This is a genomic window from Campylobacter sp. RM19072, from assembly GCF_024723485.1.
GTDB lineage: Bacteria > Campylobacterota > Campylobacteria > Campylobacterales > Campylobacteraceae > Campylobacter > Campylobacter porcelli.
This window is the reverse complement of the sequence record NZ_JANQCU010000006.1, coordinates 60,866-86,003: the sequence shown is the minus strand read 5'-3', so window position 1 is coordinate 86,003 and position 25,138 is coordinate 60,866. Positions and strand designations below refer to the sequence as shown.

Here is a 25,138-nt window from a genome sequence, read left to right as displayed (position 1 = left end):
CTTTGGTAGCAAAGACTAGCTTTGCTCTAGCGAAGTAAAAAATTTAAAATATATTAAATTTACTGTAACAATCTTAATATATTTTGTTGGACGGCGTTAGCTTGGCTCATAGCGTAGCTTCCACTTTGGGCTAGGATATTGAATTTAGAGAAATTCGCACTCTCGCTAGCAAAATCAACATCTCTTATTTGGCTTTCGGCGGATTTGACATTGACTTGGGTAACTGTGATATTATTAATAGTAGCTACTAATTGGTTTTGGACTGAGCCTAGGTCTGCTCTTAATTTATCTAGTTTCTTAAGCGCATTTAAGGATATATCTATCAAAGCTTGAGCGCCTACATAGGTATTAGCCCCAGCTGGTAGCTGCAAAATCGGATTTAATAACTCCACCTTACCCATCACTCTTAGAGTATGCTCATCTAGCTTATTTCTTACTATATCGCTTAAGCTAAGTGCTATTTGATCTCTTAGTTGAGAGCCTACTATATCTTTTGGGTCGGCTACCTTAGGATTTAAACCATCTATTCCAGCACCTTTTATATTGCCTGTAGTCTCTTGTAAATCCAAAGATACCGGTGAGCCGTTGCTTGATTGTAAATATAACTCACCTAGAATTAATACACTTGTGCTATCTGCCCCATTGCCATCTTTCATTGATAAACCCATAGCTTTGGAGTCATCCACGCTTCCTACTTCAATTAGCATTGGCCTACCATTGCTTGAGCTCATTGATAGACGCTCTCCAGTATTAGAGGCCGTAACTCCAGTTATATCGCTTTTAGAATTTATAGCGTCTATTAAGACATTTGCAGGGTCTCCAACCGTAAAACCTATATTTCTCCCTATCTCAACTCCATTTATACTTAACTTGGAGATAGTCCCTGGGAAAAAGGTTGTCCCAAATATTCTAGCACTACTAATAAATTCATTCTTCACACTAGCCTTTACCCCAGTCTCATCACTATAAGAATTTATCTTATCAACGATAACTCCTAGCCCATTATCTAGTATCTCCTGACCAGAGATAGTATCAAATTTAATCCCATTTATATTATTTGGCACGGCGTTTAGTGTCATTTCAAATTTGGCGGTGCCAAAGTTTTTATTATCAAAAACCATTGGAGTAGTAGATAGATAATAGGTGTGGCCTATAGCTTTTGAGTTGGTATTTTCTATACTTACCTTAGCTGTTTGATTACTACTAGCTCCGATTTGAAAATTTTTATTTGAGAAGTTGCCATTTAGTAGATTTTGACCATTGAAGCTTGTGGTATTTGCGATATTATCAAGCTCATCAACGAGCCTAGAAATATCATTTTGGATAGCTCTTCTTGAGTCTGCGTTTTGGCTATCATTGGCTGCTTGAATGGCTTTGGTTTTAATAGTATCAAGGATTTTAATCTGCTCATCCATAGCCTTATCGGCTGTTTGGACTATACCTATAGCGTCATTGCCATTAGAGATGGCTTGACCTAGAGAGCTTGCTTGGCTCTTTAGATTATCAGCAATAACTAGCCCTGAAGCGTCATCAGCTGCACTTTGTATCCTAAGACCAGAGCTAAGGCGACCTAGTGAGCTAGTAAGCTTCCTATCATTGACAATAGAGTTGGCGTGGGCATTCATAGCCGCTATATTGGTATTAATCCTAAAACTCATCTTTGCTCTTTAAAAGCCAAATACTACTTAAATTTGATCCTTGATTATCTAACATTATTATATCGCATAGAATATTAAATTTGTTTATATTGTGGGGGGGGGTATTTTGATATTTTTTTAGTTAAATTTTGGAATTTTTAGGCTGTTTTATAAAAATAAGATTAAATTTAACTTATTTTAAGGAAATTCGATAGATTTATATTGAGTTGGAATTTAAAAAATTTTAGATGATTTAGCTATGATATTAAAATGTAATATTTATATAATTAAATTTAATTTATCTAATATTTCTAAGCGTGAATTTATATTAATAAGAAAGTCAAGCAATATTTTAAAATGAATTATTTTCCATACCGGTAAAAAGATAAAAATTATTAGGAGATAAACTCCTAATAAAAGTGATCTAGCAAATCTTTGAAATTTAACGCATAAAAGTGGATTAGGCTATAAATCCACTTGCCAATACTCTTTGATTATCATCATAAAAGACTGCCAATTGACCGCTTGCGACGGCTCCGGCATTATCTTTTAGCTCCACAGTTGCAACGCCATTGCTCTCATGGACTACGCATGGTATCGGCTTAGATCTATATCTGATTTTGACTAATGCGTTAAAATCGTTTTGTTGCGTAAAATTATTAAAATTGCGAGTTTTAAAGCTATAGCACTCTAAATCATCTTTTTTACCTACTATAATCTCATTAGCGCTAGCATTGATGGCTGTTACATAGTGTGGATCGTGTGCCCCTGTGATTTTAAAGCCCTTTCGTTTGCCAATCGTATAGTGCATATAGCCCTCATGCGTACCGATGGCTTCGCCATTTGCATTGCGCACTATACCTGGTAAATTGGTATTATAATGCTGTTTTAATACATCTATATAGGTGGTTTCAACAAAGCATATTTCACTACTCTCTTTTTGCGTAGCTAGTGATGATATTTGCGGTATTTGAGCAGCGGCGGCTTTTATATCAACTTTAAATTTATCCCCAAGAGGAAATATTATATAAGGTAGAATTTTTGGATCTAAATTGGCTAAAAAATAGCTTTGATCTTTACTCTCATCGGCTGCTGATTTTATCAAGCCATTATCGATTCTAGCGTAGTGCCCAGTAGCGATCTTATCGCAGCCAAGACTCTTAGCAAACTCCCAAAGGGCTCCAAATTTAATAAGCCTATTACAATGAGCACAAGGATTTGGGGTGATTCCATCTTTATATGAATTTACAAATAGATCATAAACCTCTTTTTTAAATGTATCTTGCAGATCAAGCACATGGGTATCAATACCTAAAAACTCGCCTACCTTTTTTACATTTTCAATATTTTTTTTATGATAATCCTCTCTGCCATGTAACATCATATAGCAACCTACTACACTATAGCCTTGATCTTGTAGAAATTTCGCACTCATTGAACTATCTACTCCACCGCTTAATGCCATTAGAACTTTCACGATTATCCTTTTATCAATATTTTTGGCAAATTATACAAGATAATTATTAACACAATAGAATAAAATGAAAAATTCTTTTATAGTATATTAAAATAGTATACTATAAAATTTAGTGTAAATTTTATAGTATACCTTGCTAAGTATATATAATGATTTTAGTGAATTTTTAAAAGAGTGATTTAGGATCATCTCTTGCGTTAAAAGCAAGAGATCTACTGATTTAAAGCCAGCTTGGTTTTTCTGTATTTAATATGCCATCACCATCGCTAAATTGCTCTAGGCTACTAGCTTTACATTGGATACAGATATATTTTAAATCACTGCTAGAGCTTGCTTTAAAGCATCTTTTGCCATCTGGATCTATACGCAAAATATCACCAGCGCTAACTTCAAACTCCTCGCCATCTATATACAAAACTCCACTCCCTTCAATCACCACATAAACTTCTTCATTTTGCTTATGAGAATGGACAAAAGGCACACTCTCTCCAGCTTTTAAGTGGTTTATGGATACTTCACAGCCTGTTAAGCTTAACTCATCGTGAAACTCGCTTCTAGGAGCGTTTTGCGATGAGATCATCTTATAATTTTTACCTATTTTTGTCATTTTTAATCCTTTTAAATTCAAATATTTCAAGCCAAATTCATGGCACTGCCTTTACTATTAAGTATCTAAAAAGTTTAGAATATCGTCTATACTATCTAATAATTTATAAAAATCACTATTAGCCTCTATCAATCCACCATCTAGCAACTGCTTAAAAAAGTCAAAAAGTGGCGACCAAAATTGACTATCTACAAATATAATTTTATATCTTTTTACCCTAGCTTGTGCTAAGGTCATCACCTCAAAAACCTCATCTAAAGTCCCAAATCCACCAGGTAAAACAATAAAAGCAAAGCTATCTTTGATTAGAGCATTTTTACGCTCACTTAGGCTAGTTAGAGTTAATGATTTGGTGCAATATGGATTTAGCCGTTGTTCGTTTGGCAAGATTACATTTATCCCTATGCTCTCTCCTTTGGCTTCAAATGCTCCTTTATTTGCCGCTTCCATAATACCGCCACCACCGCCAGTGATAATGCCATAACCAGCCTTTGATAGAGTAGTGGCGATCTCATATGATTTTTTATAATAATCACTATCACTGCTAATTCTAGATGAGCCAAAAATTGTTATATATTTCATCAATTATCCTCAATTTACCCTTTTATACCAAAGCAACTCCCCATCATCAAGAGTAGTTCTATGTATAATTTTTAATTTTAAATTTAAACTCAAACTACTACCAATTTTAAACTCATTTGAGCGATATATCAAAATCCAATCTATCCTAAAATCCAAATTTTTTAAGAAATTCTCCCCACCTTCAACCATTACAAATCTTTGCTTAAAAGCAAATTCTAATGAATTTGAGATATAAACCTCCCTGTTTGGCACATTAAAAAGCGGAATTTGACTATCAAATTTATCTTTAGATGAGTATATTAAGATATTTGGAGATTTATCACTAGCTAATCTAGCATCTAAAATCGGTCTGTCTGTGCGAACTGTATTACCACCAACAACCATAAGATCAACTAAAGAGCGAATTTGATGAGTATGAGTGCGGCTGGCTAAATTTGATATTACTCCACCAGTTGCTACCGCGTTTTGCGTTAAGGCGATTTTAAAAAATGTAAAATTCCCACTTTGCCACCTAAGAAATGGCTCAAGTAGCTCATCACACTCCTTAGCACAAACTCCATAAACTACCTCCAAGCCATTATCCGATAAGAGCTTAGCTCCGCCCTTAGCATGCTCACCAAAATCCCTTGAGCCAATCACAACCCGTTTTGCCCCTACAGCAAGGAGTAAATTAGCACAAGCTGGGGTCTTACCTTGATGAGCACAAGGCTCTAGCGTAACATAATATGTGGAGTTTTTAAGTAAATTTTGATGATTTTGAATAATTAGACTATATAGCTCATTTGGATCTTTTGCGTTATCAAAAAGCGATTTTAGCCTATAATCTTTAGCCACTAAGGCCTCTTTAGTCGCATTTAGCTCAGCGTGAGCCTCCCCTGCTTTTTGATGAGCACAAATAGATAAAATCTTGCCATTCTCATCTAAAATCACAGCCCCAACAGCTGGATTAGGATAGGTTAAAAGCTGATAATTCCACGCTTTATCAATAGCTAAGGATAGATAAAACTCATCACTCATGGCTACCACTGGATAAAAGTTTTGGCTTTTTTAATATCATTAAAATTTAAACTCAAGCTCCCTTCATCGCTACTAAGTGCTATATCATCGCCATTTACGCTAGTTATTTTACCAATAATTTGACTTTTATCATTTAAAGTTATCTTTGCCATCTCGCCAATGCTTTTAGCAAAGTGATCTATTTTACTAAGTTTTCTCTCAAGCCCTGGGCTAGAAACTTCTAAAACCCAATCCCCACTAACTGGCGGCATAACATCATAAATAGGCGATAAAAGCTTACTAACTACTTCGCAATCATCTAAGCTTACTCCACCGCTTTTAGTTATATAAACTCTATAAATTTGGCGCCCATTTTCGTTTGCTATCTCTGTATCATATAGGGCTACACCACAACCTTGTAATAACTTTTCTAACTCTTCTAAATTCACTTCTTGCCCTTTTGTAACTCATCTGCAACCTTAGCAAATAAGGCATCTATATGGTTTTGATATTTTAATCTATCATCAAATATAAAATGTAAATTTGGAGCCCTATACCAGCCTTCAACTGCCATGCAGTGATTTTGTATATGGCGACTGACTTTTTTAAGATGAGAGAGGATATAGGCCTGTTCTTTCTCATCAAAACCCATCTTATCTAAATAGACAAAGGCATCATATCTGCCCTTTTTACACTCTACATCAGTTACGCAAAGCCCCTTTAAATACTCATCTTCAAGAGTGCTTAAGGCCTCTGGGATTAACTCTTTTAATATGCTTTGAGTGCGAAGTCTTTTTAGCTCAGCTGGATTCATATCTGAGCCCTATTTTCTACTTCTTTATAGCTTTCGATATAATCTCCCTGGCGCATATCATTATAACCCTCTATTCCTACACCGCACTCATAGCCTTTAGCAACCTCTTTAGCATCATCTTTAAAGCGTTTTAGTGAGCTGATATTGCCTTCAAATACCACTACGCCATCACGAATAACACGAATTTTAGCTCCCCTGCTTATAATGCCTTCAGTTACCATACAGCCAGCGATTTGACCGACTTTTGGAACATTAATAACTTGTCTAATGACTGCTTGACCTAAATCTTCTTCAGTGATAACTGGACTCATAAGGCCACTTAATAGCGCTTTAACATCATCTAAAAGATTGTAGATTACATTATAGGTTTTGATCTCTACGCCTTTTTCTTTAGCTTTTTCTTTGATCTCTCCAGTTGGTCTGATATTAAATCCTAGTATAACGCAATTTTGACTAGCACTAGCTAGTGATATATCACTTTGAGTTATGCCGCCTACGCCTGAGTGTATGATATTAACCTTAATCTCATCATTTCTAAGCTTCTCAAGACTTGCTTTAATGGCCTCAAGTGAGCCTTGGACATCGGCTTTGATTATCACAGGTAGGTTTTTTAACTCCCCTTCTGCGATCTTAGCACTTAATTCATCGATTGTAACCTTTGTAGATTTGCTTAGCTCTTTTTGGCGTAGATACTCATATTTTTTCTGTGCGTATTCTCGTGCTTCTTTATCGCTTTTTACGCTAATTAGCGTCTCTCCAGCCTCAGGCACTTCGCTTAAACCTATAAGCACCCCACACTCTCCAGGCTTAATAGCCTTTAAGCTTCTACCCTTATCATCATTTAAAGCCCTTACCTTGCCATATGCTACGCCAGCTACGATAGTATCGCCTACTTTTAATGTGCCGTTTTCAACGATCACAGTAGCTACTGGGCCTCGACCCTTTTGTAATGAACTCTCGATAATTGTAGCTTTGGCCTCTCTATTTGGGTTTGCTTTTAGCTCTAAAATTTCAGCTTGTAAAAGCACTATCTCAAGCAAATCCTCTATACCCATACCAGTCTTTGCTGAAACTGGCACAAACTCATGACTACCGCCCCACTCTGTAGGCATAATCTCAAGCTCAGCAAGTCCAGTTTTTACTAAATCAGGATTAGCACTCTCTTTATCCATTTTATTTATAGCAATGATAATTGGCACACCAGCAGCTTTAGCGTGAGCTATCGCCTCTTTGGTTTGTGGTTTTACACCATCATCAGCGGCAACTACGATAATAACAATATCGGTCACACTAGCACCCCTAGCACGCATAGCCGTAAATGCCTCATGCCCTGGAGTATCTATAAATGTTATATTTTTGCCATTTTTTTCCACCATATAAGCACCAACATGCTGAGTGATGCCGCCAGCTTCTCCACTTGCTACTCTGGAATTTTGGATATAGTCAAGCAAACTTGTCTTACCATGATCGACATGCCCCATAATAGTAACCACAGGTGCTCTAGGCTCAAAATGCGTATCATCGCCATCTTCATAGGCTTTGACATAGTCAAATTCCCCTTGAGTATCTACGATATTAATCTCAATATCAAACTCAGCACCCAAAATCTCAATCTCATCTTCTTCTAAAAAATCATTTTTAGTAGTCATTTTACCAAGCATAAATAGCTTACCGATAATCTCGCTTGGGGATTTTTTAATCTTATCAGCAAATTCATATACCCTAATCTCTTTTGGTATATCTACGCTTGTTACGCTCTCATTTTGGCTATCTTTTACCACTTTTTTATGCTTTTTACGGCTACTTCTTTGAATTCCGCCTTCAAAATTAAATCCACTATTTTGCGATTGTTTATAGATATTTAATGGCTTTTTGGTAGTTGATTGTCTCTCTACTTCGATTGGTTTTAGAGTCAAATCAGGCAAGACAACCACATTCTCATCATCAATTACAATATCATCACCAAATTCGCTAAGCCCCATTAAATCAAGCTTTGATGAGCTCTCTTTCTTAGTTGCTTGAAATTGCTTTTTATCTTTTTTCTTCTTTTTTAAGCTCTCATCGCTACTGCCAAACATAGATTCTAAAGTCTTATTAACTACTAAAGAGCTTGGTTTTTCATCTTTTGGTTGTGGTTGTTCATCTTTTTTCTTTTTGACAATCACTAGCCCTCTTCGTTTATTTAGACTTGAATTTGCCAAAGTCTGCTCTTTTGGCTCTGGCTCTTTAGCTTTTATCTGCGGTTTAGAGGTTTTAGCTGGCTCATCTTTAGCTACAGATGCTGGTGCTTCTTCTTTCACTAGTTGCTTTGGAGAGGATTTTTTAGCTGGTTTTGTCTCTGGGGTTATGCCAGATTGGACATAATCATATAGCTTTGCAGCATCTTCTGGGCTTACAGCACTTGAGACCGTAGTCACTGCAAAGCCTAGCTCTTTTGCCTTCTCTAAAATTTTTTTAGATGATGAGCCTAGCTCTTTTGCTATTTCGTGAATTCTAATCTTTGCCATTGACTATTATCTCCTTTAAATTTATACTATTTTTTCCAAATTTTGCAAGTGGTTTTTTTAGATCTTTTGGATCTTTATTGATGCAATTTATACAAATATAAAATGATCTAGCACTACCTAAATTTCTTACTATTTCGCCATTTAATGATCGGAATTTATAAAGCTCTTTTTGATGAAATCTACCCTTACAAACCACACACATTCTAATAGGTTTATGAAATTTTCTCACTATTATATCTTAGTTTTCTTTATTTTTAGCTTTTTATGCTAAATCCATCATTATCAATATCTAAAATTTTTACCCTAAATTTAGTAAAATTGGCTTGTAAAATTTCAGCTAAATTTTTTGCTCTATCTTGATAAGTTAAATTTAAAAAGCTTGAGCCACTCCCTGAGAGTGTGCTCATCAAGGCACCATTAGCATAGGCAATCTCTCTAACCCTAAAAAGCTCTGGCAAAGCACTCATTCTACGCTCTTCGTGCATCATATCAATACTAGCTACACGCAAATTATCATAATCTTTTTTAATAAAACAACTACTTAGATATGCTGCGTGGCTAAGATTGCTTACGCATTCGCTCATTGTGTAGTTTAAAGGTAATTTGCCACGACTTTGCTTGGTATTCATCGGCTCATCTGGTATCACCACCACAGCTTTTAAATTTGGATCTATATCGCACTTTTGGGTATAGACCGATGAGTTACTTACAATATTAGCAGTAAATCCACCCCAAACAGCTGGTGATATATTATCAGGGTGATTTTCATACTTTAATGCCCTATCTAAGATCACGCTACGATCTACCTTAAATCCAGCCATATGATACGCCGCAGCAATAGCACCTACAATTACCGAGCTAGAGCTACCAAGCCCCCTTGAAAATGGAATATTATTAACAAAATTAAATTTATAATTCAAATTTTTCCCATTTAATAAGGCTATTGTCTCATTAAAAATATTTACAAATGTATTATTTTTCTTTAAGGCAATCTTATCACTTCCTTCGCCTATTATGTTGATAGAGCTGATCTTTTGCTCTGTGATACTAACTTCATTATAAAGCTTCAGTGCCAAACCCAAAGAGTCAAATCCAGGGCCTAAATTCGCACTAGTAGCAGGCGTAAATATCCTCATCATAATCTCCTAAACCGCATCTATAACATAATTTGGCAACGCATCAACAATCAAATCAAATCCATCTAAATTTGATGGTAGCTCAAGCTCACAAGGCTCGATTTTTTCTAAATTTATCTTACCATCTTTAAGCACAAAGCTCATATTTTTATTGGCTCTAATTGGCTTAAAGCCATTTAAGCTAAATCCATCAATACCATAAAATTTGATATTACGAACTACGCAAAACACGCAAAGAGTAAGGTAAGCAACCTTTAATCCCATAAAGCTTCCAGGGCCATTAGCATAGATAATCCTATCAATCTCATACCTACTATCTAAATCGCTTATAATCTGCCCTAAAGCCTCACTCGCCTTATCATCGCTGATTATCTTCTCAATCAAATTTCCTTCAAAATATACACCAATAACTAATGGCGAACTAAGGCAAATTACCAATATATCAATCTTTTTTATGCAAATGCCTTTTCATACTCTTTTTGCGCCTCTTGGCTTAGAGTTACTATCTCATAATTTCTCTCATCGCTTAATAGTGCTAAAGTTAGCTTGTGATTTAGATCATGGCTTCCAGCATACGCCTCATAATCCCCAACCATAGGCGATCCAAGCAGACTAATATCCCCAATCGCATCTAAAATTTTGTGGCGGACAAACTCATCATCAAATCTCAATCCTTCAGGATTTAAAATCTTAGCACCATCGATCACTACTGCATTATCAAGGCTACCACCAAGTGCTAATCCCATTGAATTTAGCTTTTGGACATCTTTTAAAAAGCCAAATGTCCTAGCCCTTGCAATTTGATTTATAAAATTCTCCTTGCTAAACTCAAAAGTATAACTTTGTAAGCCAATTACTGGATTTTCAAATTTAATCGTATAGCGAAATTTAGGATTATTCGATGGGGCAAGCTTGACATATTTATCCCCTTCTCTTACCTCAACTTCACGCTTTACGACTATTACTTTTTTATCAGCTTCAAGCTCGACTACTCCGGCCTCATCAAGCATCATACAAAAGCTAATAGCACTACCATCCATAACTGGCACTTCATTAGCATCAAGGGTGATTCTAATATTATCAATTCCATAGCTATTTATCGCACTCATTAAGTGCTCTATAGTAGATACTGTAGCTTTATCATTGCCAATTACCGTTGCCATCTGCGTATTTAGCACACTACTTGGCTCAGCCTTAAAACTCGTTGCCTTATCACTTCTATAAAAGACAACACCACTATCAGCTTCTAAAGGCTCCAAAATTAGCTTAATTGGCTCACCTTTATGAAGTCCTATACCGACCCCTTCTACTCTTTTTCCTATAGTTCTTTGTTTCACGATATTCCTTAAATTTAATTAACCTTTTATCGCTTTTTTGGCTGAATTTAATACATCATATATATTATCTTTCATCCACTTTTTATCCATCCACTCCTCAGGTCTTACCTCAATACCTTGGACTAAAACCCCAAAATGCAAGTGATCGCCTAAGGCTAGACCGGTTGTTCCGGTTTTGCCTATTATATGCTTTGGACCGATATGCTCTCCAGCTTTTACTGATGTTTCATTACAATGGCCATAAAGCGTATAAAGTCCAAATCCATGATATAAAATTATATTCTCTCCATATATTCCATTTAAATCATTAAAAGCCACAAATGCAGGGTTATTAGTAGTCATCACAGCCATAGCCGTGCTAGCTAGATCAAGCCCCATATGCCAGCTTTGGCTTACTTCTTGATTATCATAAATAAAAAATCTATGATCGCCAAAGCTCGCTACAGCAGCACCATTTCTAAGCGGATAAAATGGCTCTATATAAAAGCTATCTATCATCTCTTCAGGCACAGTAGAAGTAACCTTGCGGATAATATCCTCATTTGAGGCTCTTAGCGTTTCATTGACAAATTTAAATTTTGCTAATCTATCAAGCTGGGAGTAATTTTTTGCATATTGACTAGCTAACTCATCTATCTTGCCATCTAAAAATTTATCACTTAAAGTAATTCTTGACTCTTTATATTTGCGATCTTGTAGGTAAAATCCGATATTTGATACAGCTTTATTTCCAGCTTTATCTATAGCTACAATCCTAGCTTTAAAATTTGGATTTTGTATATCCCACGCTACAAGCGACGCCCAATATCCATCTTTTACAAATTTGGTTGGTTTAAAAATATACCCATCGCTCTCTATATATAAATTTTGTAAATTTTCATCAGTAGCCTTAAAAACTACAACGGCTGAGCCGCCTTTAGTAATCTTATATGATTGATTTATTATTTGAATTTGTGGATTTTTATTATCAATTATTAAATCCGCACTCTTTGAGGCTACATTTGCACCAAATAGATTAAAATCCCTAGCCTCAATGGTGAGCTTATAGCTTTTATCTCTTTGTAAAATCATACCCTTTGGTAGCTCTAAACTCAGCTCCAAGCTACTTTTTGGCTCATCAATTTTTTTATCTAAAATCACAATAGATGTATTAGAATCTGATATTATAGCCTTAATTGATTGTAAAGATGAGTTGTCTGATATGTTTAGATCAATTGGACTTTTTTGATTCCAGTAAATTCTATCACTAATAGATATGGTTGGTGCTTGATTATCCATAGAATCGGAGTTAAACAGACCTATAATGCCAAATATCAATCCGATAAAAATTATAGCAAATATAAAAGTTTTAATCTTTGAGTCTCTCACGCTTTATCCTTAAATTTAAATAAACGCTTGAATTCTACCTAAAAAAATTCAATAAATGGTATTTTATAATATCTCTCTTAAGCCACTTGCGGTTTCCATCCACCCTTTTAGCTCATTCCACTTCTCATTTTTAATCATATTCTCACAAATTTCAAGCTCATTTTTAAAAGAGGTAATTGCACTCAAAAGATTATCTTTATTTTGTTTGAAAATATCGCTCCACATTTGTGGATTGGATTTTGCTATCCTTGCCATACCGCTAAAACTCCCGCCAGCTAAAAGCAAGATATTTCGCTTATCCTCCTCTTTTAAGGTTGAATTTACCAAACTATAGCTAATGACATGGGGAAGATGAGAGATTATGCCTACATGATGATCGTGGCTTTTTGAATCCATAAATACTATTTTCATTCCAGCATGGCTTAAGATCTCCACAGCTCTTTTAACATGAAATTCACTAGCATTTTTATCATCGCAAACCACGACCACAGCACCATTTAATAAGGTTTTAAAAGCTGATTTTGGCCCTGAGTTTTCAGTCCCTGCCATCGGATGAGCCGCTACAAAATTATTACGAATTTCAAGCGGACACGAGCGGAGAATCTCAGCCTTTGTAGATCCTAAATCTACAATTGTAGTGCTTGATGGTATATCTTTTAAATTTTGCATTACCTTGATAATTGCCTCAACTGGAATGGCTAAAAATATCATATCACAGCTCTTTTTCATACTCTCAAAGCTAATTATCTCATCTACTAATCCTAGATCTAAGGCGTCCTTTTCATTATCTTTATTTAGATCATAGCCACTTACTTTGGAGATTAACTTCATATCTTTTAAGGCTAGACCCAAAGAGCCACCAATAAGCCCAAGTCCAATAATACCCACATTCATAATACTTCCTTGATTTTTAGCCCAGAATTATATCAAATTTAGCCAAAAATACTACTTAATAATTCAAATGTTTATCAATTTATGATACTATTTTGGCGATAATTTTATAAATAGGTAAATTTATATGAAAAAAGCAATACTTTCAAGCTTTATTATAGCCACTTCGATAAATGCTATGCCAATCCAAAGTGTTAAATTTAATGGTCTTTTACACCTATCAGATGAGAGTGCCTCTGAGATTAGCGGACTTAAGGTTGGTAGTGAATTCAGCGATGAAATTGCCAATAGAGCTATTATAAATTTATACAAACAAGGTTATTTTCAAAATATATATATAGAAGAAAATGATGGTAATGTCGTAGTAAATTTAACCGAAAAGCCAGTAATTGCAAAAATAGATATAAATGGCGTTGTTACAAATGACCAAAAGGCAATTGAGCAGATCATTGATATTAAAAAAGGTCAAATGTATGATGAGTTTGCCCTAAACAATACTAAGATTAGAATTCGCCAATTCTATGAAGCTCGTGGGTATTTTGATACCGTAGTAACTACAGATATATCTCCAATTAATGAGAATGAAAACTCACTTCACATAACTCTAATAGTCAATCGTGGTGAGAATATTACCATTGAAAATGTCCATTTAATCGGCTCTAATGCTTTAGATTACTCAGATATAGAACCAGTAGTAGCAAATAAAAGCCGTGAATTTATGGGCTGGATGTGGGGATTAAACGATGGTAAAGCAAAAATTTATGAGCTCCCAAGTGATAGCGAAAAAATCCAAGATGAGTATTTAAAGAAGGGCTATTTAGATGCGATCGTATCGGCACCTAGCCTAAATACCCATTTTGATAATTATAAGGCTGATCTCTCATATTATATTAGCGAGGGTGAAATTTATAAAACTGGTAATATCTCAATTAATGCTCCTGAATTTTTAGAGCTTGATACTGAAAATATAATTAGCGATTTTAAGCTGCAAAAAGGGGATATTTTAAATTCATCCAAGATGAAATTAGACGCTCAAAAGCTTGAAGATTTAGTGGCAAATAAAGGTTTTGCTTATGCAAAAGTCTATCCAAGAACAAATAAAAATAGCGACTATACAGCAGATATAATCTATGAGGTGATTCCTGAAGAAAAGGTATATATAAGAGAGGTTGTAATCAGTGGAAATGACCGAACAGCAGATCGCATTATTAGGCGTGAATTATACCTAACTGAAGGAAATTTATATAATAAAACTGACTTAATGGATTCTAAAAATGCACTTAAGCGAACTGGATATTTCGAAGATGTCCAAATAATAGAAAAAAGAGTAAGCAAAGATCAAATAGATTTAGAAGTAGCAGTTAAAGAGACGAATACAGGTAGTATAGTTGGTGGTATAGGATATGGAAGTAGCGATGGGCTTTTATTAAATGCTGGAGTGAGCGACTCAAATATCTTTGGGACTGGATATAAAGGTAGCATTATGGTAGATAAGAGTGATGATACCTTAAGCGGAAATATAAATTTAACCAATCCAAGAGTTAATGACTCTTTATATAGCCTTGGTGGAGGGATATTTGCTAATGATTACAACTGGGATGAGTATGATGAGCGAAATTATGGTGCTAATATCGTAGCTGGTAGGCAAATTGGTAGATACATCAATGCATATATAAGCTATCAAATAGAGCGTAGCCAAATAGATGGACTAGATGAATTTTACAGAGATGCTGGATACAAAAATGGTATAAATATAAAAAGTGCGATAACTCCAAGCATATCATTTAATAACACAGATGATTACTATATCCCAAGAAGTGGTATAATCGCTTCAACTAGCCTAGAGTATGCTGGGCTTGGTGGAGATATGGAATTTTTTAAAAATAGAACTACATTTAACATATATCAAGGCTTGCAAGATTATATAAATATGGATCTTATCTTTAGATATAAATCTGGATTTGGATATATATTTAATGATGATAGCTCCAAGCTTCCAATCAACGAAAAGCTATTTTTAGGTGGAATTAACTCTATTAGAGGCTACGATAGCAGATCTGTTACTCCTAAGAAAAATATTTGTAATCCTAAATCAAATAGTGGCGGGATAATACCTGGTTGTAAAATCATAGAAACTGGCGGTAAAATCAGCTTTAATAACTCATTTGAGCTAAGCTTTCCTATAATCAATCGCCTTAAAATGCGTGGGGTTTTATTTTATGATTATGGTATGATAGGTCACAGCGATATAAATGAGATTAAGCGCTCTAGTGCAGGGGCTGGGATAGAGTGGATGACGCCTATTGGGCCGCTACAACTATTCTACGCTCAAGCTCTTGATGATAAACAAGGAGATGATACTAGTAGCTTTGAATTTACAATCGGTAGGAGATTTTAGTTGAATTTGGCTCTAGCCAAATTCAATCTACTCAAACGAAATAGCAAAAATCGCTGGTTTAATCAACTTTCTTATCTCATCTTTTAACATAAAGAAATTTTTTGCACCTTTTATATATAGCGTGTTAGAAAAGAAATCAAAGCTTATATTTGGACTTAAACTCAAAGCACCAGCAAGACCAAGCAAAAAGCTAAGCCACCTAAGGGTATCAATATCTGGAAGTAAATTTTCTCCCAGAGTGTTTATAGCCTTGCCTTGATACTCTATCATAGCAGCTATCAAGGCCTTTTGCTGGTGAGTGTAGCCGTAATTCAACGCATTTTTAACCAAATACCCACTATGGGCATTTTCTGAATAAAATCCAATACTTCGCCCAATATTATAAAGCTTTGAGGCTACTATAAGCTCATTTAAATAGCTCGGTTTTAGCTTATGGAGTGGGGCTAAAACCTCAAATAGAGCCTTTGCGTGCCTTGTAGTTGTGCTATTATCTCGTTTAGCAAATCTATCTTGAATACTTCTAAGACTTGGATTAAAACCTTTTGGGAAAGCTATTTTATGCTCTTGGGGCATCTTGATTAAATCTTTAGATTTTAAATTTGGACCAAGCAAATTAACTAAAAAGACACCCTCTCTAATCCCTACTCCACTTGTATAAATCGTCTTAGCTTTTAAAATTTTAGCCGCATTAGAAAATATCATCGCACCTTGTCTAATGGTATCAAAGCGATCTTTTTTAATGGCTATGCTCTTTAAATCCAGCTCTTTATCGGTAGCTATTTTACTAATTAAATTTGCGTAATCACTATACTTATAGGTAAAATTATGAACTAATCTGATTTGATGATTTTGTAGCTGCATAATTGAGCTAGATATCGCCCTTAGACTTCCACCTATAGCGATCAAATCCCTACTAGCAAAATGCGGTGGAATTTTATTAATTATATCTTGGGTAAATCTCAAAGCCCCGTCTATATCATCTTTATCAAAAAATAGCTCCTTAAGCCTTACTGTACCCACATCTAAAGATATAAGATCAACAATCCTACCATTACTAATTTTAGCAAGCTCTGTCGAGCCACCGCCAATATCAATAGTAGTAGCCTCATCAAGCGGACTAAGCAAATTCAAAGCAGCTATACCGCCATAAAATGCCTCCATATCGCCACTTATCACGCGTAGATTAAAGCCTAATTCTCTTTTTACTAAATTTATAAATGTATTTGAATTTGGTGCGTCTCTTAGGGCCGATGTGCCAGTGCATAAAATCTTGCTAACCTTATAAATATTTAAAAAATATTTAAATTCTCTAAAAGCATTTAAGACATTACTCATAGCCTCATCTTGTAAGACTCCGCCTTTTTCATATGCACCTTCCCCTAGTCTAACCTTAACCTTATACTCACGAAGTATGAAAAATCCAAGCCTACTTGTCCGCTCAAATATAGCCATTCTAGCTGAATTTGATCCCAAATCGATGACTGCAACTCTTTTTGACATTAAATCTCTTTTATTTTTTATACTTATTATTTCTAATTGGCAAGATAAATGTAGCTATAGTCCCACTTCTATCTGTGCGATTTCGAAGCTCTATATTACCACCAAGAGCCTGAGCAGCACCCTTAGCTAGAAATAGCCCTAATCCAGCACCACTGCTATTGCCATAACGCTTAAATGGCGCAAATAGATCCTTACTCTCATCAATTCCTATGCCCTCATCAATCACTTTAACTATAAATTCCCCATTAATCAGCGTAGAATTTATATCAATAGTAGCTCCTTTTGGAGAGAATTTAATAGCATTTTGGACAAAATTTTGCAATACATGTAAAAATAGAGTAGGCTGAATCATTATCCTTAAACTATGCGGTCTTAAACTCATCTTAATATTTTTATCATCGCCCTTTGCAAGAATCAAGAAGTTATTGCCAATTTCATTAATATAAGCTATCATATCAGTCATCACCGGCTGCTCAAACTGTGCACCCTCTTGCCTACCAATTTCTAAAATAGAGCTAATCATCTTATTCATCTGATTGATGGCTTCATTATTATTTTTTAGCGTTTCAATATATTTTTGAGTGTCTCTTTCTTTAATTAGCGTAACTTCATTTTTAGTTTTCATCACAGAAAGTGGCGTCTTAAGCTCATGCGCAACTCCTATAAAAAGCTCTTTTTGATACTGAACAAATGTCAAAATTCTGCCAATTAGCCTATTTACCCCATCGCCTAAAGGCTTAAATTCAATCGGCAATTCACTAGTCTCCACCTCTTGTAAAAATCTCTCATTTAACTCTCCAAGCTTTAAGCAAAAAGAGCGGAGTGGAGCAAGTAGCATTCTAGATAAAAATAGAGCATAAAATAGTATTAAGAATATCGCCGTTGCATTAATAATCAAAATATCAACCAAAATTTGCTCCACAATCAAACTATACTCGCTAGTATCTTTTGTAAGTATTAAAAGATGACTTTGATATGGATAATACAAAGTAAGATAGGTGGCATTATCATCTTTTGTAGTGATAAATTCAGCTCTAGTTAGATTGCTATCATTAGGCACAATCTCTATAAGATCAAAATTTTTATTTTTATACTCTAGACTAAAGATATCTAATCTTGCTGAAATATTTTTAGCGTCAAGTGTTAGGCTTTGAACTACATTTTCAAAAATTGTAATCTTGATATAGTGATAAAGCATTACCGAAAATATGACAATTAGCATCGTAGAAGCAGATGCTAATTGCAGAGCGAATTTAGCTCTTAAGCTTTTTTGGGAAAACAAAATCTATATCCGCGGCGTCTTACTGTTTCTATTGTCGAAATATTTAGCGGTTTATCCATTTTTTGGCGAATTTGATTTATTGCTACCTCAATTACATTTGGAGTTACAAGCTCTGGCTCCTCCCAAATAGCATCCAAAAGCTGCTCTTTACTCACAATTTGATCGCTATGTCTAGCTAGATGAGTTAAGACCTCAAACGGCTTTCCTTTAAGCTCGATCTCTGTGCCTTGATATGTGATCTTTTCCTCATCTGGATCTATAGTAAGGTCATCTATTTTAATCACATTTGTCCCGCCAAAGCGAAGTCTTGCTTCTAATCTAGCAACTAAAATATCAAAATCAAAAGGCTTTTTGATATAGTCATCAGCGCCAGCTTTAAATGCTTTGATTTCACTCTCTTTATCATCTTTTGCTGAGATGATCACCACAGATGTGCGTGGAGATTTTTGTTTAATAACATTGATTAAATCAATACCATCTCCATCTGGAAGCATAAGATCACTAAGCACAAGATCGTAATTGCGAATACCGATGAAATACTCTGCGTCATTAAAATTTTCTGAATTATCTGTTTGATAACCAAACTCCTGTAAGCCTTCAGCTATAGTTTTACCTAGCGTTGTCTCATCTTCTACTATCAAAATTCTCATTAGCTTTTCCTTAAAAGTAAAAAATTTAATGCGAAATTATAGCAAAATTTAAGCCAAAATTCAAGAAAATTTAAACAATTTTTAATAATTCTTTACTATTTTTGCTCCGACTACAGCATTTGAAATGATATTAATCTTTGAAATTTTCATATAAAATTTTTTTAAAGTAGGATAAAGGTCTTTAAATTTAGTAGAAAAATACTCAAGCGCATCTTCTACCTTATAAAATTTTTGATGGTTAAACTCTTCTTGGGTAATCTTACAAACAACTGCATAATCCACAAATTCACTAGCTTGAAATTCCATACTAACGCAGATCTTTTGGAAACTTACTCTTTCAAAATCCAAAAGACCAATTATAGTATCAAATTCAAGCTCATCAACAAAAACGCTAATCAAATAACCTTACTTTCAGCACCACTAAGAAGACGCTTAATATTTGGCAAATGCTTATAAACCACTACAAATGCAATTATCAAAACTGGAGCATGAGTATTGATATGCGGCATATCATAATGCAATATAAATGATGAAACCACCATAGCTAGTAGGGCAAAAAGCGAGGCTAAGCTAGATATTTTAAGCACTTTACCAGTTATAAACCATACAGTAACTGCGATTATAAGCTCAACTGGTAAAAAATATGCCAAAACTCCAGCCCCAGTAGCAATCCCCTTGCCACCTTCAAACATCAAATAAGGCGAAAAGCAGTGGCCCACAACAGCCAAAACCCCCATCACCCAAAGAGTAGAAATATCAAGATTAAATACAAATTGCCCTATTAAAATCGGCAATATCCCCTTTAGAGCATCACAAATAATAGTCAAAATAGCAAGCTTTTTAGCTAAAGCTGGGTTATCTTGCTTTATCACTCTTAAAACATTTGTCGCGCCTATGCTCTTACTACCGCTTTTTTTGATATTTACACCACCAAAAAGCAGTCCAAAAAGCAGTCCAAAAGGCACCGCCCCAATTAAATAAGCTAATAAATAGGCTATTAAATTCTCATTCATATTACTCTCCACCAAAATGAAGTAACGCTGAACCCCAAGTAAATCCACCACCAAAAGCATCAAGCAGCATTAATGAACCATTTTTTAATCTACCGCTCTCATAGGCCTCATTCATCGCCATAGGTATAGAAGCCGAGCTTGTATTGCCATATTTTTGCACAGTTACAACGCACTTAGAATCACTAAAATTTAACCTTTGCTTCACAGCTTCTATTATCCTTAAATTTGCTTGATGAGGAATAAAAAGATCAACTCTATCAGGGGAAATTTGATTTTTTTCTAAAATATCAACTACATCTTTTGTTAGGGTATTTACGGCAATTTTAAAGACATCATTGCCAGACATTTTCATAAAATTTAATTTATTATCAATAGTATGGCTATTTGCTGGATTTACTATAGCACACCCAGGAGTTATAAGCAGATCTCCCTTACTCCCATCGCTAGAGGTATGAACATCAATAATTGGATTAATGTTAGAAGCACTTATCACAGCAGCCCCCGCACCATCGCCAAACAATATACAAATACTCCTATCGCTCCAATCCATAATAGTGCTAGTCTTTTCAGCACCTACTATTAAAATATTTTTCTTTGCGCCGCTTTCTATCATGGATTTAGCAAGGTCTAAAAGATAGATAAAGCCCGTACAAGCCGCACTTATATCAAATGCGGTTATATCTTTTAATCCGAGCTTATTAGCAATCACACACGCAGTAGATGGCATACAAAAATAATCTGGAGTAATAGTAGCACAAACAATAGCATCAATATCGCTTTTATCCAAATTTGAACGCTCCAAAGCTTGTAAAGCTGCCTTATAGCCAAGATCGCTTGTAAATTCATCCTTAGCAATTCGTCGCTCTTGGATACCAGTGCGTTTTCTAATCCACTCATCGCTAGTATCTACCATCTTTTCTAGATCGAAATTTGTAAGAATATTCTCAGGAGCATAAGCTCCAATAGATATTAATGAAGCTTTAATCATTTTTCAAACTTTGTAAGCTCATCTAAAATTACCTTATTTATATCTGATTCTAAAAATTTTAGGGCTTGAAAAATTGCATTTTTTATGGCTTTTGGGTTAGATTTGCCATGACTTATAATCACACACTCCTTAACCCCCAAAAGTGGTGCACCACCATATTCATCATAATCAATCTGATTTTTAAGCCTTTTAAAAACGCCCTTCATAAGCGTCGCACCAAAAATAGCAAGTAGCGACTTTTTGATATTCTGCTTAATAATTTTAGTAATCGCACTAGCTACGCCTTCGCTAGTTTTTAATAGTATATTACCGACAAAACCATCACATATAATAACATCAACACTCCCATCAAAAATTTGATTACCCTCTACATTTCCGATGAAACTATCGAGTTTTTTGAGCATATCAAATGCCTCTTTTGTGATCTCATTTCCTTTACAATCCTCTTCGCCATTGCTAAGTAGGCCTATTTTGGGATTATTGATTTTCATAATCTCCTTAGCATAAGCATAACCCATAATAGCAAATTCAAATAAATTTTCCGCCTTGCAATCTACATTTGCGCCCACATCTAAAACAAGAGTTTTTTTATTAGTTTGTGTTGTAGGCATTAAAGTAGCAATAGCAGGCCTGCTAATACCTTTAAGCCTTCCTATACGCAAAGTAGCTAAGCTCATACTAGCACCACTATGACCAGCAGATACAACGGCTTTACACTCACCATTTCGCACTAACTCAACGGCCTTATATATGCTACTATCTTTGCGTTTTAGCACATCAGTTGCAATCTCATCCATAGCAAAGATTTCACTAGATTGAATAAAGGTTATAAATTTCAAATACTTCTGTGGTATAAGGGATCTTAGCTTAGCTTCATCTCCAACTAAATAAGCTTGAAATTCTCTTAGCTTTAAAGCCTCAATCACTCCAGCTATAATCGGCTCAGCACCAAAATCCCCGCCCATAGCGTCAATTGCTATTTTTGTCATTATCTATATTAATACTCGCCAGTTGTTCTATTTACACGATGAGGCATTTTCCAGCTGCCATCTTTGTCTTTTACAGGCATAGGTAATGTAACTTTATAGTGAGTTCTGCGTTTTGCTGCTCTAGTATGACTCACTCTACGCTTAGGTACTGCCATTTTACTCTCCTTCTAAAATTTTACAATTATCACAATAAAAATAGTCGCTTTTAAAGGCTTCTAACTCACTAATTAAAATTTCATCAGTATCAATCTGTCCGTCGTAAAATTCAATAGTATTGCTTAGTTCATTATCAATATCTTTATATATGCCATCGCTTAAATTTAGGTTTAACTCTTCATCTAAATTTAAAACTATATCAGCTCCACAACGATCGCAAATATGCTCTAATTTACCACTGAGTTTTCCGCTACATTTAGCCAAATTTAGGGAAGATTTTTTGATACTTCCACTAAATTCAACCATATCAATACTGCTTTGAAAATTAACAGGTGTATTGCTTAGCCTATCAAAGCGAATTTTCAATATTAAACCTTAAAGGATCTCTGTATTAGCAAAGAAAAACGCAATTTCGATTTTAGCATTTTCTAAGCTATCGCTACCATGAACTGCATTTGCATCAATGCTATCTGCAAAATCAGCTCTAATAGTCCCAGGTGCAGCCTCTTTAGGGTTTGTAGCACCCATTAATTCCCTATTTTTAAGCACTGCATTTTCGCCCTCAAGCACCATTACAACTACTGGACCACTAGTCATAAACTCAACTAAGTCATTATAAAATGGTCTGCTAGCATGCACTTCATAAAATTTTTTAGCGTTTTCTACGCTTAATTGCAGTTTTTTAACTGCTGCGATTCTAAGCCCATTGCTTTCGAATCTATCTATAATTTTACCTATTACACCCTTTTTGGTTGCGTCAGGCTTGATTATCGATAGAGTTTTTTCCATATAGATCTCCTACAATAAGGTTTTTTAAAAGCGTGATTATATCAAAACTAAACTTAAAAAAATAGTAATCTTTATAATTTAAATTAAATTAAGCTACTACCGCGTTTGTGCCATCTCTTAACTCTTCGCCGATATCACTTCTGCTTGGCTGTCCTGAAACCACCCCGCTCCACACGATACAACCATCAGTTGGACAGGCGTTTGCACAGGCTGGCTCATCATTATGACCTACACACTCAACGCATTTATCAGCATATACATAATACGCATCTTCGCCAGTTGGGTTATCTGCATCATCTACAATTGCACCTACTGGGCACTCATCAATACAAGAACCACAACTAATACAAATATCAGTAATTTTTACCGCCATCTTACTCTCCTTAAATTTAAATAGATTTGGGCGGTAGGTTATCAAATTTAAACTTATATATAACTTAATATGAAATGATAATGATTATTACTTAAGCTCACTAAGTATATCTAAAACTGATTTTTGCAAAGCCTTATCTTTAACATCTATTTTAAAATATATTTTAGCAATTTTTAAATCACTATTTATTATATTTACACTATCTCCAAATGATGTAATTCTCATTCTCTTGCTCTCCACACCACCATTTGCAAGCATTGTAAATACGCTATAAGCACGCTCGATTCCTAGCCTATAATCAGTCTCATAATCGCCAAAATCATCAGCATATCCTCTAATATCTACCACTACCGATTCTGGAATTTTATTAATAATCATAGCTACAATATTGATAAAGTTTATCATATCTGGATTATAAATTTTGGAGCTTTGGTAATCAAATTTAATACTCGCTGGCAAATCAATTGCCACTTGATTTTCAGCTTGATCTAGCGTAACTTTATATCTTTCATTATTTAAATTTACATTTACAGATGTTTGATTTTGCGCCTGCACCGCTATACTAGGGCTATCAAACTCCTTGCTGCTATTTGATGTTTTGCTGCTTTCTTTAAGGGATTTGGTATCTGGAAATTCAAATATCTTTATAAACTCTGTTTTAAGTGCTTCAACCTTAGCCTTATTCACCGCTGAAATCGCATAAAGTGCGATGAAAAGAGCCAAAAGCAAAGAGAGAAAATCCGCATAAGGCACAGCCCACTTCTCACCTGCTGGACACTCTGGACATTTTTTCTTCTTCGCCATATTTTACCTTAATTAAATTGTGAATTTCTTGGTTCGTTTTTGTCTAAAAAGTTAAATAATTTTGCCTCTAAGCTCCTTGGATTTGCCCCTTCAGCAATGCCTACTAACGCTTCTAAAATCATAACTTTTTCTTTTACTATATCCTTTGCATTTCCCATTATCTTCATTCCCCAAGGCCCAAAAAATGCGTATGCCCCCATAATTCCCGTAACGGTCGCTGTAAATGCCCCAGCGATACCAGCTGCCATAGCTGCAGGATTATCTAATAATTGAAGTGCAAGCATAAGCCCCATAACCGCACCAACTAGCCCAAATGTCGGACAACTCTCACCTGTGCGTATCCAAAAGTGCCCACACTCATGATAATACTCCTCAGTTGTCTCAATAGATAGCTCCAAATGCTCCTTAACCTCATCAATAGGCTGACCATCTACTAGCATGCTAAGACCGGTTTTTAAAAATTCATCATCTATTGTAGCAGCTTTTTGCTCTAGTGAGAGAATTCCATTTTTCCTAGCTAAAGTGCTATACTCCACAAGCTCAGTAATCCTAGCACCCATATCCACTCCAGAGCCTTTAAAAGCAACTTTAAGCTCCTTAAAAGCTGCTTTGATATATTTCTTATTTGTTGCAGTCATAGCTGAGAATAGAGCCGTAGGAATAACGATAAGAACAGAACTAATATGTAAAACATGTAAAGGATTGCCACCTTCTAAAATATCGCCCACAGATATACTCGTAATAGCAAGCACCATTCCTAAAATAGTAGAAAGATCCATAAAAACCCCATTTAAAAAAATATTAAATTATTACATAAAGTAACCAAAATTTAACTGAATTTGGC

Annotated in this window: 28 protein-coding genes; 1 reads left to right on the top strand and 27 read right to left on the bottom strand. The window is 35.1% G+C overall.

What is annotated here, in order from left to right:
* Positions 1-59 precede the first annotated feature (59 nt).
* The 14 genes from CSUIS19072_RS04720 to CSUIS19072_RS04655 all read right to left on the bottom strand — a co-directional run bounded on the left by CSUIS19072_RS04720 (position 60) and on the right by CSUIS19072_RS04655 (position 13,355).
* Complete coding sequence (locus CSUIS19072_RS04720) at positions 60-1,658, bottom strand: flagellin B (protein WP_086237413.1); 1,599 nt, start codon at positions 1,656-1,658, stop codon at positions 60-62.
* A 439-nt stretch (positions 1,659-2,097) separates the two neighbouring features.
* Entirely contained in the window at positions 2,098-3,114 is a 1,017-nt protein-coding gene (gene mnmA, locus CSUIS19072_RS04715) for a tRNA 2-thiouridine(34) synthase MnmA (RefSeq protein ID WP_086293123.1), read from the bottom strand.
* Positions 3,115-3,334: 220 nt separating this feature from the next.
* On the bottom strand, positions 3,335-3,721 hold the full coding sequence (locus CSUIS19072_RS04710; protein ID WP_086242482.1) for a cupin domain-containing protein: 387 nt from the start codon (positions 3,719-3,721) through the stop codon (positions 3,335-3,337).
* 57 nt (positions 3,722-3,778) lie between these two features.
* On the bottom strand, positions 3,779-4,303 hold the full coding sequence (locus CSUIS19072_RS04705; RefSeq protein ID WP_086237410.1) for a TIGR00730 family Rossman fold protein: 525 nt from the start codon (positions 4,301-4,303) through the stop codon (positions 3,779-3,781).
* A gap of 9 nt (positions 4,304-4,312) precedes the next feature.
* Positions 4,313-5,320 carry a bifunctional diaminohydroxyphosphoribosylaminopyrimidine deaminase/5-amino-6-(5-phosphoribosylamino)uracil reductase RibD gene (gene ribD / locus CSUIS19072_RS04700; protein ID WP_086293125.1) on the bottom strand — a complete coding sequence of 336 codons (1,008 nt, stop codon included), beginning with the start codon at positions 5,318-5,320 and terminating at the stop codon, positions 4,313-4,315.
* 2 nt (positions 5,321-5,322) lie between these two features.
* A complete protein-coding gene (rimP, locus tag CSUIS19072_RS04695) occupies positions 5,323-5,748 on the bottom strand; it encodes a ribosome maturation factor RimP (protein ID WP_086242480.1) in 426 nt (141 codons plus the stop codon).
* Positions 5,745-6,113 carry a 30S ribosome-binding factor RbfA gene (gene rbfA / locus CSUIS19072_RS04690; protein ID WP_086237407.1) on the bottom strand — a complete coding sequence of 123 codons (369 nt, stop codon included), beginning with the start codon at positions 6,111-6,113 and terminating at the stop codon, positions 5,745-5,747. The genes rimP and rbfA overlap by 4 nt, the downstream gene beginning before the upstream one ends.
* The gene (infB, locus tag CSUIS19072_RS04685; RefSeq protein ID WP_086237406.1) at positions 6,110-8,620 is read right to left on the bottom strand and encodes a translation initiation factor IF-2; all 2,511 of its coding nucleotides are present in this window, start codon (positions 8,618-8,620) and stop codon (positions 6,110-6,112) included. The genes rbfA and infB overlap by 4 nt, the downstream gene beginning before the upstream one ends.
* Complete coding sequence (locus CSUIS19072_RS04680; RefSeq protein ID WP_201789982.1) at positions 8,607-8,849, bottom strand: hypothetical protein; 243 nt, start codon at positions 8,847-8,849, stop codon at positions 8,607-8,609. The genes infB and CSUIS19072_RS04680 overlap by 14 nt, the downstream gene beginning before the upstream one ends.
* 25 nt (positions 8,850-8,874) lie before the next feature.
* Entirely contained in the window at positions 8,875-9,756 is an 882-nt protein-coding gene (thrB, locus tag CSUIS19072_RS04675; protein WP_086242478.1) for a homoserine kinase, read from the bottom strand.
* Positions 9,757-9,765: 9 nt separating this feature from the next.
* Positions 9,766-10,194, bottom strand: a complete 429-nt coding sequence (locus tag CSUIS19072_RS04670) for a glycoprotease (RefSeq protein WP_236847915.1) — start codon at positions 10,192-10,194, stop codon at positions 9,766-9,768.
* A gap of 14 nt (positions 10,195-10,208) precedes the next feature.
* Entirely contained in the window at positions 10,209-11,093 is an 885-nt protein-coding gene (gene lpxC / locus CSUIS19072_RS04665) for a UDP-3-O-acyl-N-acetylglucosamine deacetylase (RefSeq protein ID WP_086293128.1), read from the bottom strand.
* Between the two features lie 18 nt (positions 11,094-11,111).
* Complete coding sequence (locus tag CSUIS19072_RS04660; RefSeq protein WP_236845352.1) at positions 11,112-12,461, bottom strand: M23 family metallopeptidase; 1,350 nt, start codon at positions 12,459-12,461, stop codon at positions 11,112-11,114.
* A 63-nt stretch (positions 12,462-12,524) separates the two neighbouring features.
* On the bottom strand, positions 12,525-13,355 hold the full coding sequence (locus tag CSUIS19072_RS04655) for a prephenate dehydrogenase (RefSeq protein WP_086237403.1): 831 nt from the start codon (positions 13,353-13,355) through the stop codon (positions 12,525-12,527).
* 124 nt (positions 13,356-13,479) lie between these two features.
* On the opposite strand from CSUIS19072_RS04655, the gene bamA reads away from it, so the two are divergent.
* The gene (gene bamA, locus CSUIS19072_RS04650) at positions 13,480-15,750 is read left to right on the top strand and encodes an outer membrane protein assembly factor BamA (protein WP_086237402.1); all 2,271 of its coding nucleotides are present in this window, start codon (positions 13,480-13,482) and stop codon (positions 15,748-15,750) included.
* Between the two features lie 27 nt (positions 15,751-15,777).
* On the opposite strand, the gene CSUIS19072_RS04645 is transcribed toward bamA, so the two are convergent.
* From CSUIS19072_RS04645 to motA, 13 genes are all read right to left on the bottom strand, one after another.
* A complete protein-coding gene (locus tag CSUIS19072_RS04645; protein WP_086242475.1) occupies positions 15,778-17,250 on the bottom strand; it encodes a Ppx/GppA phosphatase family protein in 1,473 nt (490 codons plus the stop codon).
* A gap of 10 nt (positions 17,251-17,260) precedes the next feature.
* The gene (locus tag CSUIS19072_RS04640) at positions 17,261-18,448 is read right to left on the bottom strand and encodes a sensor histidine kinase (protein ID WP_086237447.1); all 1,188 of its coding nucleotides are present in this window, start codon (positions 18,446-18,448) and stop codon (positions 17,261-17,263) included.
* Positions 18,449-18,510: 62 nt separating this feature from the next.
* Complete coding sequence (gene hsrA / locus CSUIS19072_RS04635; protein ID WP_086237400.1) at positions 18,511-19,182, bottom strand: homeostatic response regulator transcription factor HsrA; 672 nt, start codon at positions 19,180-19,182, stop codon at positions 18,511-18,513.
* A gap of 81 nt (positions 19,183-19,263) precedes the next feature.
* A complete protein-coding gene (locus CSUIS19072_RS04630) occupies positions 19,264-19,581 on the bottom strand; it encodes a dihydroneopterin aldolase (protein WP_086237399.1) in 318 nt (105 codons plus the stop codon).
* Positions 19,578-20,195 (bottom strand): glycerol-3-phosphate 1-O-acyltransferase PlsY, encoded by a 618-nt coding sequence (plsY, locus tag CSUIS19072_RS04625; protein WP_086237398.1) that lies wholly within the window; start codon positions 20,193-20,195, stop codon positions 19,578-19,580. Before plsY ends, CSUIS19072_RS04630 begins: the two co-directional genes overlap by 4 nt.
* 1 nt (position 20,196) lies before the next feature.
* On the bottom strand, positions 20,197-21,183 hold the full coding sequence (locus CSUIS19072_RS04620; protein ID WP_086242472.1) for a beta-ketoacyl-ACP synthase III: 987 nt from the start codon (positions 21,181-21,183) through the stop codon (positions 20,197-20,199).
* Complete coding sequence (gene plsX / locus CSUIS19072_RS04615) at positions 21,180-22,172, bottom strand: phosphate acyltransferase PlsX (protein WP_086293130.1); 993 nt, start codon at positions 22,170-22,172, stop codon at positions 21,180-21,182. Before plsX ends, CSUIS19072_RS04620 begins: the two co-directional genes overlap by 4 nt.
* Positions 22,173-22,180: 8 nt before the next feature.
* Positions 22,181-22,327: a 50S ribosomal protein L32 gene (rpmF, locus tag CSUIS19072_RS04610; RefSeq protein WP_086225358.1), complete on the bottom strand. Its 147-nt coding sequence runs from the start codon at positions 22,325-22,327 to the stop codon at positions 22,181-22,183.
* Position 22,328: 1 nt separating this feature from the next.
* Positions 22,329-22,694 carry a hypothetical protein gene (locus tag CSUIS19072_RS04605; RefSeq protein WP_086237395.1) on the bottom strand — a complete coding sequence of 122 codons (366 nt, stop codon included), beginning with the start codon at positions 22,692-22,694 and terminating at the stop codon, positions 22,329-22,331.
* 9 nt (positions 22,695-22,703) lie between these two features.
* Positions 22,704-23,117: a nucleoside-diphosphate kinase gene (gene ndk, locus CSUIS19072_RS04600; RefSeq protein ID WP_086237394.1), complete on the bottom strand. Its 414-nt coding sequence runs from the start codon at positions 23,115-23,117 to the stop codon at positions 22,704-22,706.
* A gap of 88 nt (positions 23,118-23,205) precedes the next feature.
* Positions 23,206-23,490, bottom strand: coding sequence for a DUF362 domain-containing protein (locus CSUIS19072_RS04595; RefSeq protein ID WP_086237393.1), 285 nt, complete (start codon positions 23,488-23,490; stop codon positions 23,206-23,208).
* An 87-nt stretch (positions 23,491-23,577) separates the two neighbouring features.
* On the bottom strand, positions 23,578-24,294 hold the full coding sequence (gene motB / locus CSUIS19072_RS04590; protein WP_086237392.1) for a flagellar motor protein MotB: 717 nt from the start codon (positions 24,292-24,294) through the stop codon (positions 23,578-23,580).
* A gap of 8 nt (positions 24,295-24,302) precedes the next feature.
* Complete coding sequence (gene motA / locus CSUIS19072_RS04585; protein ID WP_086293132.1) at positions 24,303-25,073, bottom strand: flagellar motor stator protein MotA; 771 nt, start codon at positions 25,071-25,073, stop codon at positions 24,303-24,305.
* Between the last annotated feature and the right edge of the window lie 65 nt (positions 25,074-25,138).

Coding starts and splice junctions, on each gene's coding strand:
- CSUIS19072_RS04720 (WP_086237413.1), bottom strand. CDS start 1,658: ATGAGTTTTAGGATTAATACCAATATAGCGGCTATGAATGCCCACGCC.
- CSUIS19072_RS04710 (WP_086242482.1), bottom strand. CDS start 3,721: ATGACAAAAATAGGTAAAAATTATAAGATGATCTCATCGCAAAACGCT.
- CSUIS19072_RS04705 (WP_086237410.1), bottom strand. CDS start 4,303: ATGAAATATATAACAATTTTTGGCTCATCTAGAATTAGCAGTGATAGT.
- ribD (WP_086293125.1), bottom strand. CDS start 5,320: ATGAGTGATGAGTTTTATCTATCCTTAGCTATTGATAAAGCGTGGAAT.
- rbfA (WP_086237407.1), bottom strand. CDS start 6,113: ATGAATCCAGCTGAGCTAAAAAGACTTCGCACTCAAAGCATATTAAAA.
- infB (WP_086237406.1), bottom strand. CDS start 8,620: ATGGCAAAGATTAGAATTCACGAAATAGCAAAAGAGCTAGGCTCATCA.
- thrB (WP_086242478.1), bottom strand. CDS start 9,756: ATGAGGATATTTACGCCTGCTACTAGTGCGAATTTAGGCCCTGGATTT.
- CSUIS19072_RS04655 (WP_086237403.1), bottom strand. CDS start 13,355: ATGAATGTGGGTATTATTGGACTTGGGCTTATTGGTGGCTCTTTGGGT.
- bamA (WP_086237402.1), top strand. CDS start 13,480: ATGAAAAAAGCAATACTTTCAAGCTTTATTATAGCCACTTCGATAAAT.
- CSUIS19072_RS04645 (WP_086242475.1), bottom strand. CDS start 17,250: ATGTCAAAAAGAGTTGCAGTCATCGATTTGGGATCAAATTCAGCTAGA.
- CSUIS19072_RS04640 (WP_086237447.1), bottom strand. CDS start 18,448: ATGCTTTATCACTATATCAAGATTACAATTTTTGAAAATGTAGTTCAA.
- hsrA (WP_086237400.1), bottom strand. CDS start 19,182: ATGAGAATTTTGATAGTAGAAGATGAGACAACGCTAGGTAAAACTATA.
- plsY (WP_086237398.1), bottom strand. CDS start 20,195: ATGAATGAGAATTTAATAGCCTATTTATTAGCTTATTTAATTGGGGCG.
- CSUIS19072_RS04620 (WP_086242472.1), bottom strand. CDS start 21,183: ATGATTAAAGCTTCATTAATATCTATTGGAGCTTATGCTCCTGAGAAT.
- plsX (WP_086293130.1), bottom strand. CDS start 22,172: ATGACAAAAATAGCAATTGACGCTATGGGCGGGGATTTTGGTGCTGAG.
- rpmF (WP_086225358.1), bottom strand. CDS start 22,327: ATGGCAGTACCTAAGCGTAGAGTGAGTCATACTAGAGCAGCAAAACGC.
- ndk (WP_086237394.1), bottom strand. CDS start 23,117: ATGGAAAAAACTCTATCGATAATCAAGCCTGACGCAACCAAAAAGGGT.
- CSUIS19072_RS04595 (WP_086237393.1), bottom strand. CDS start 23,490: ATGGCGGTAAAAATTACTGATATTTGTATTAGTTGTGGTTCTTGTATT.
- motB (WP_086237392.1), bottom strand. CDS start 24,294: ATGGCGAAGAAGAAAAAATGTCCAGAGTGTCCAGCAGGTGAGAAGTGG.
- motA (WP_086293132.1), bottom strand. CDS start 25,073: ATGGATCTTTCTACTATTTTAGGAATGGTGCTTGCTATTACGAGTATA.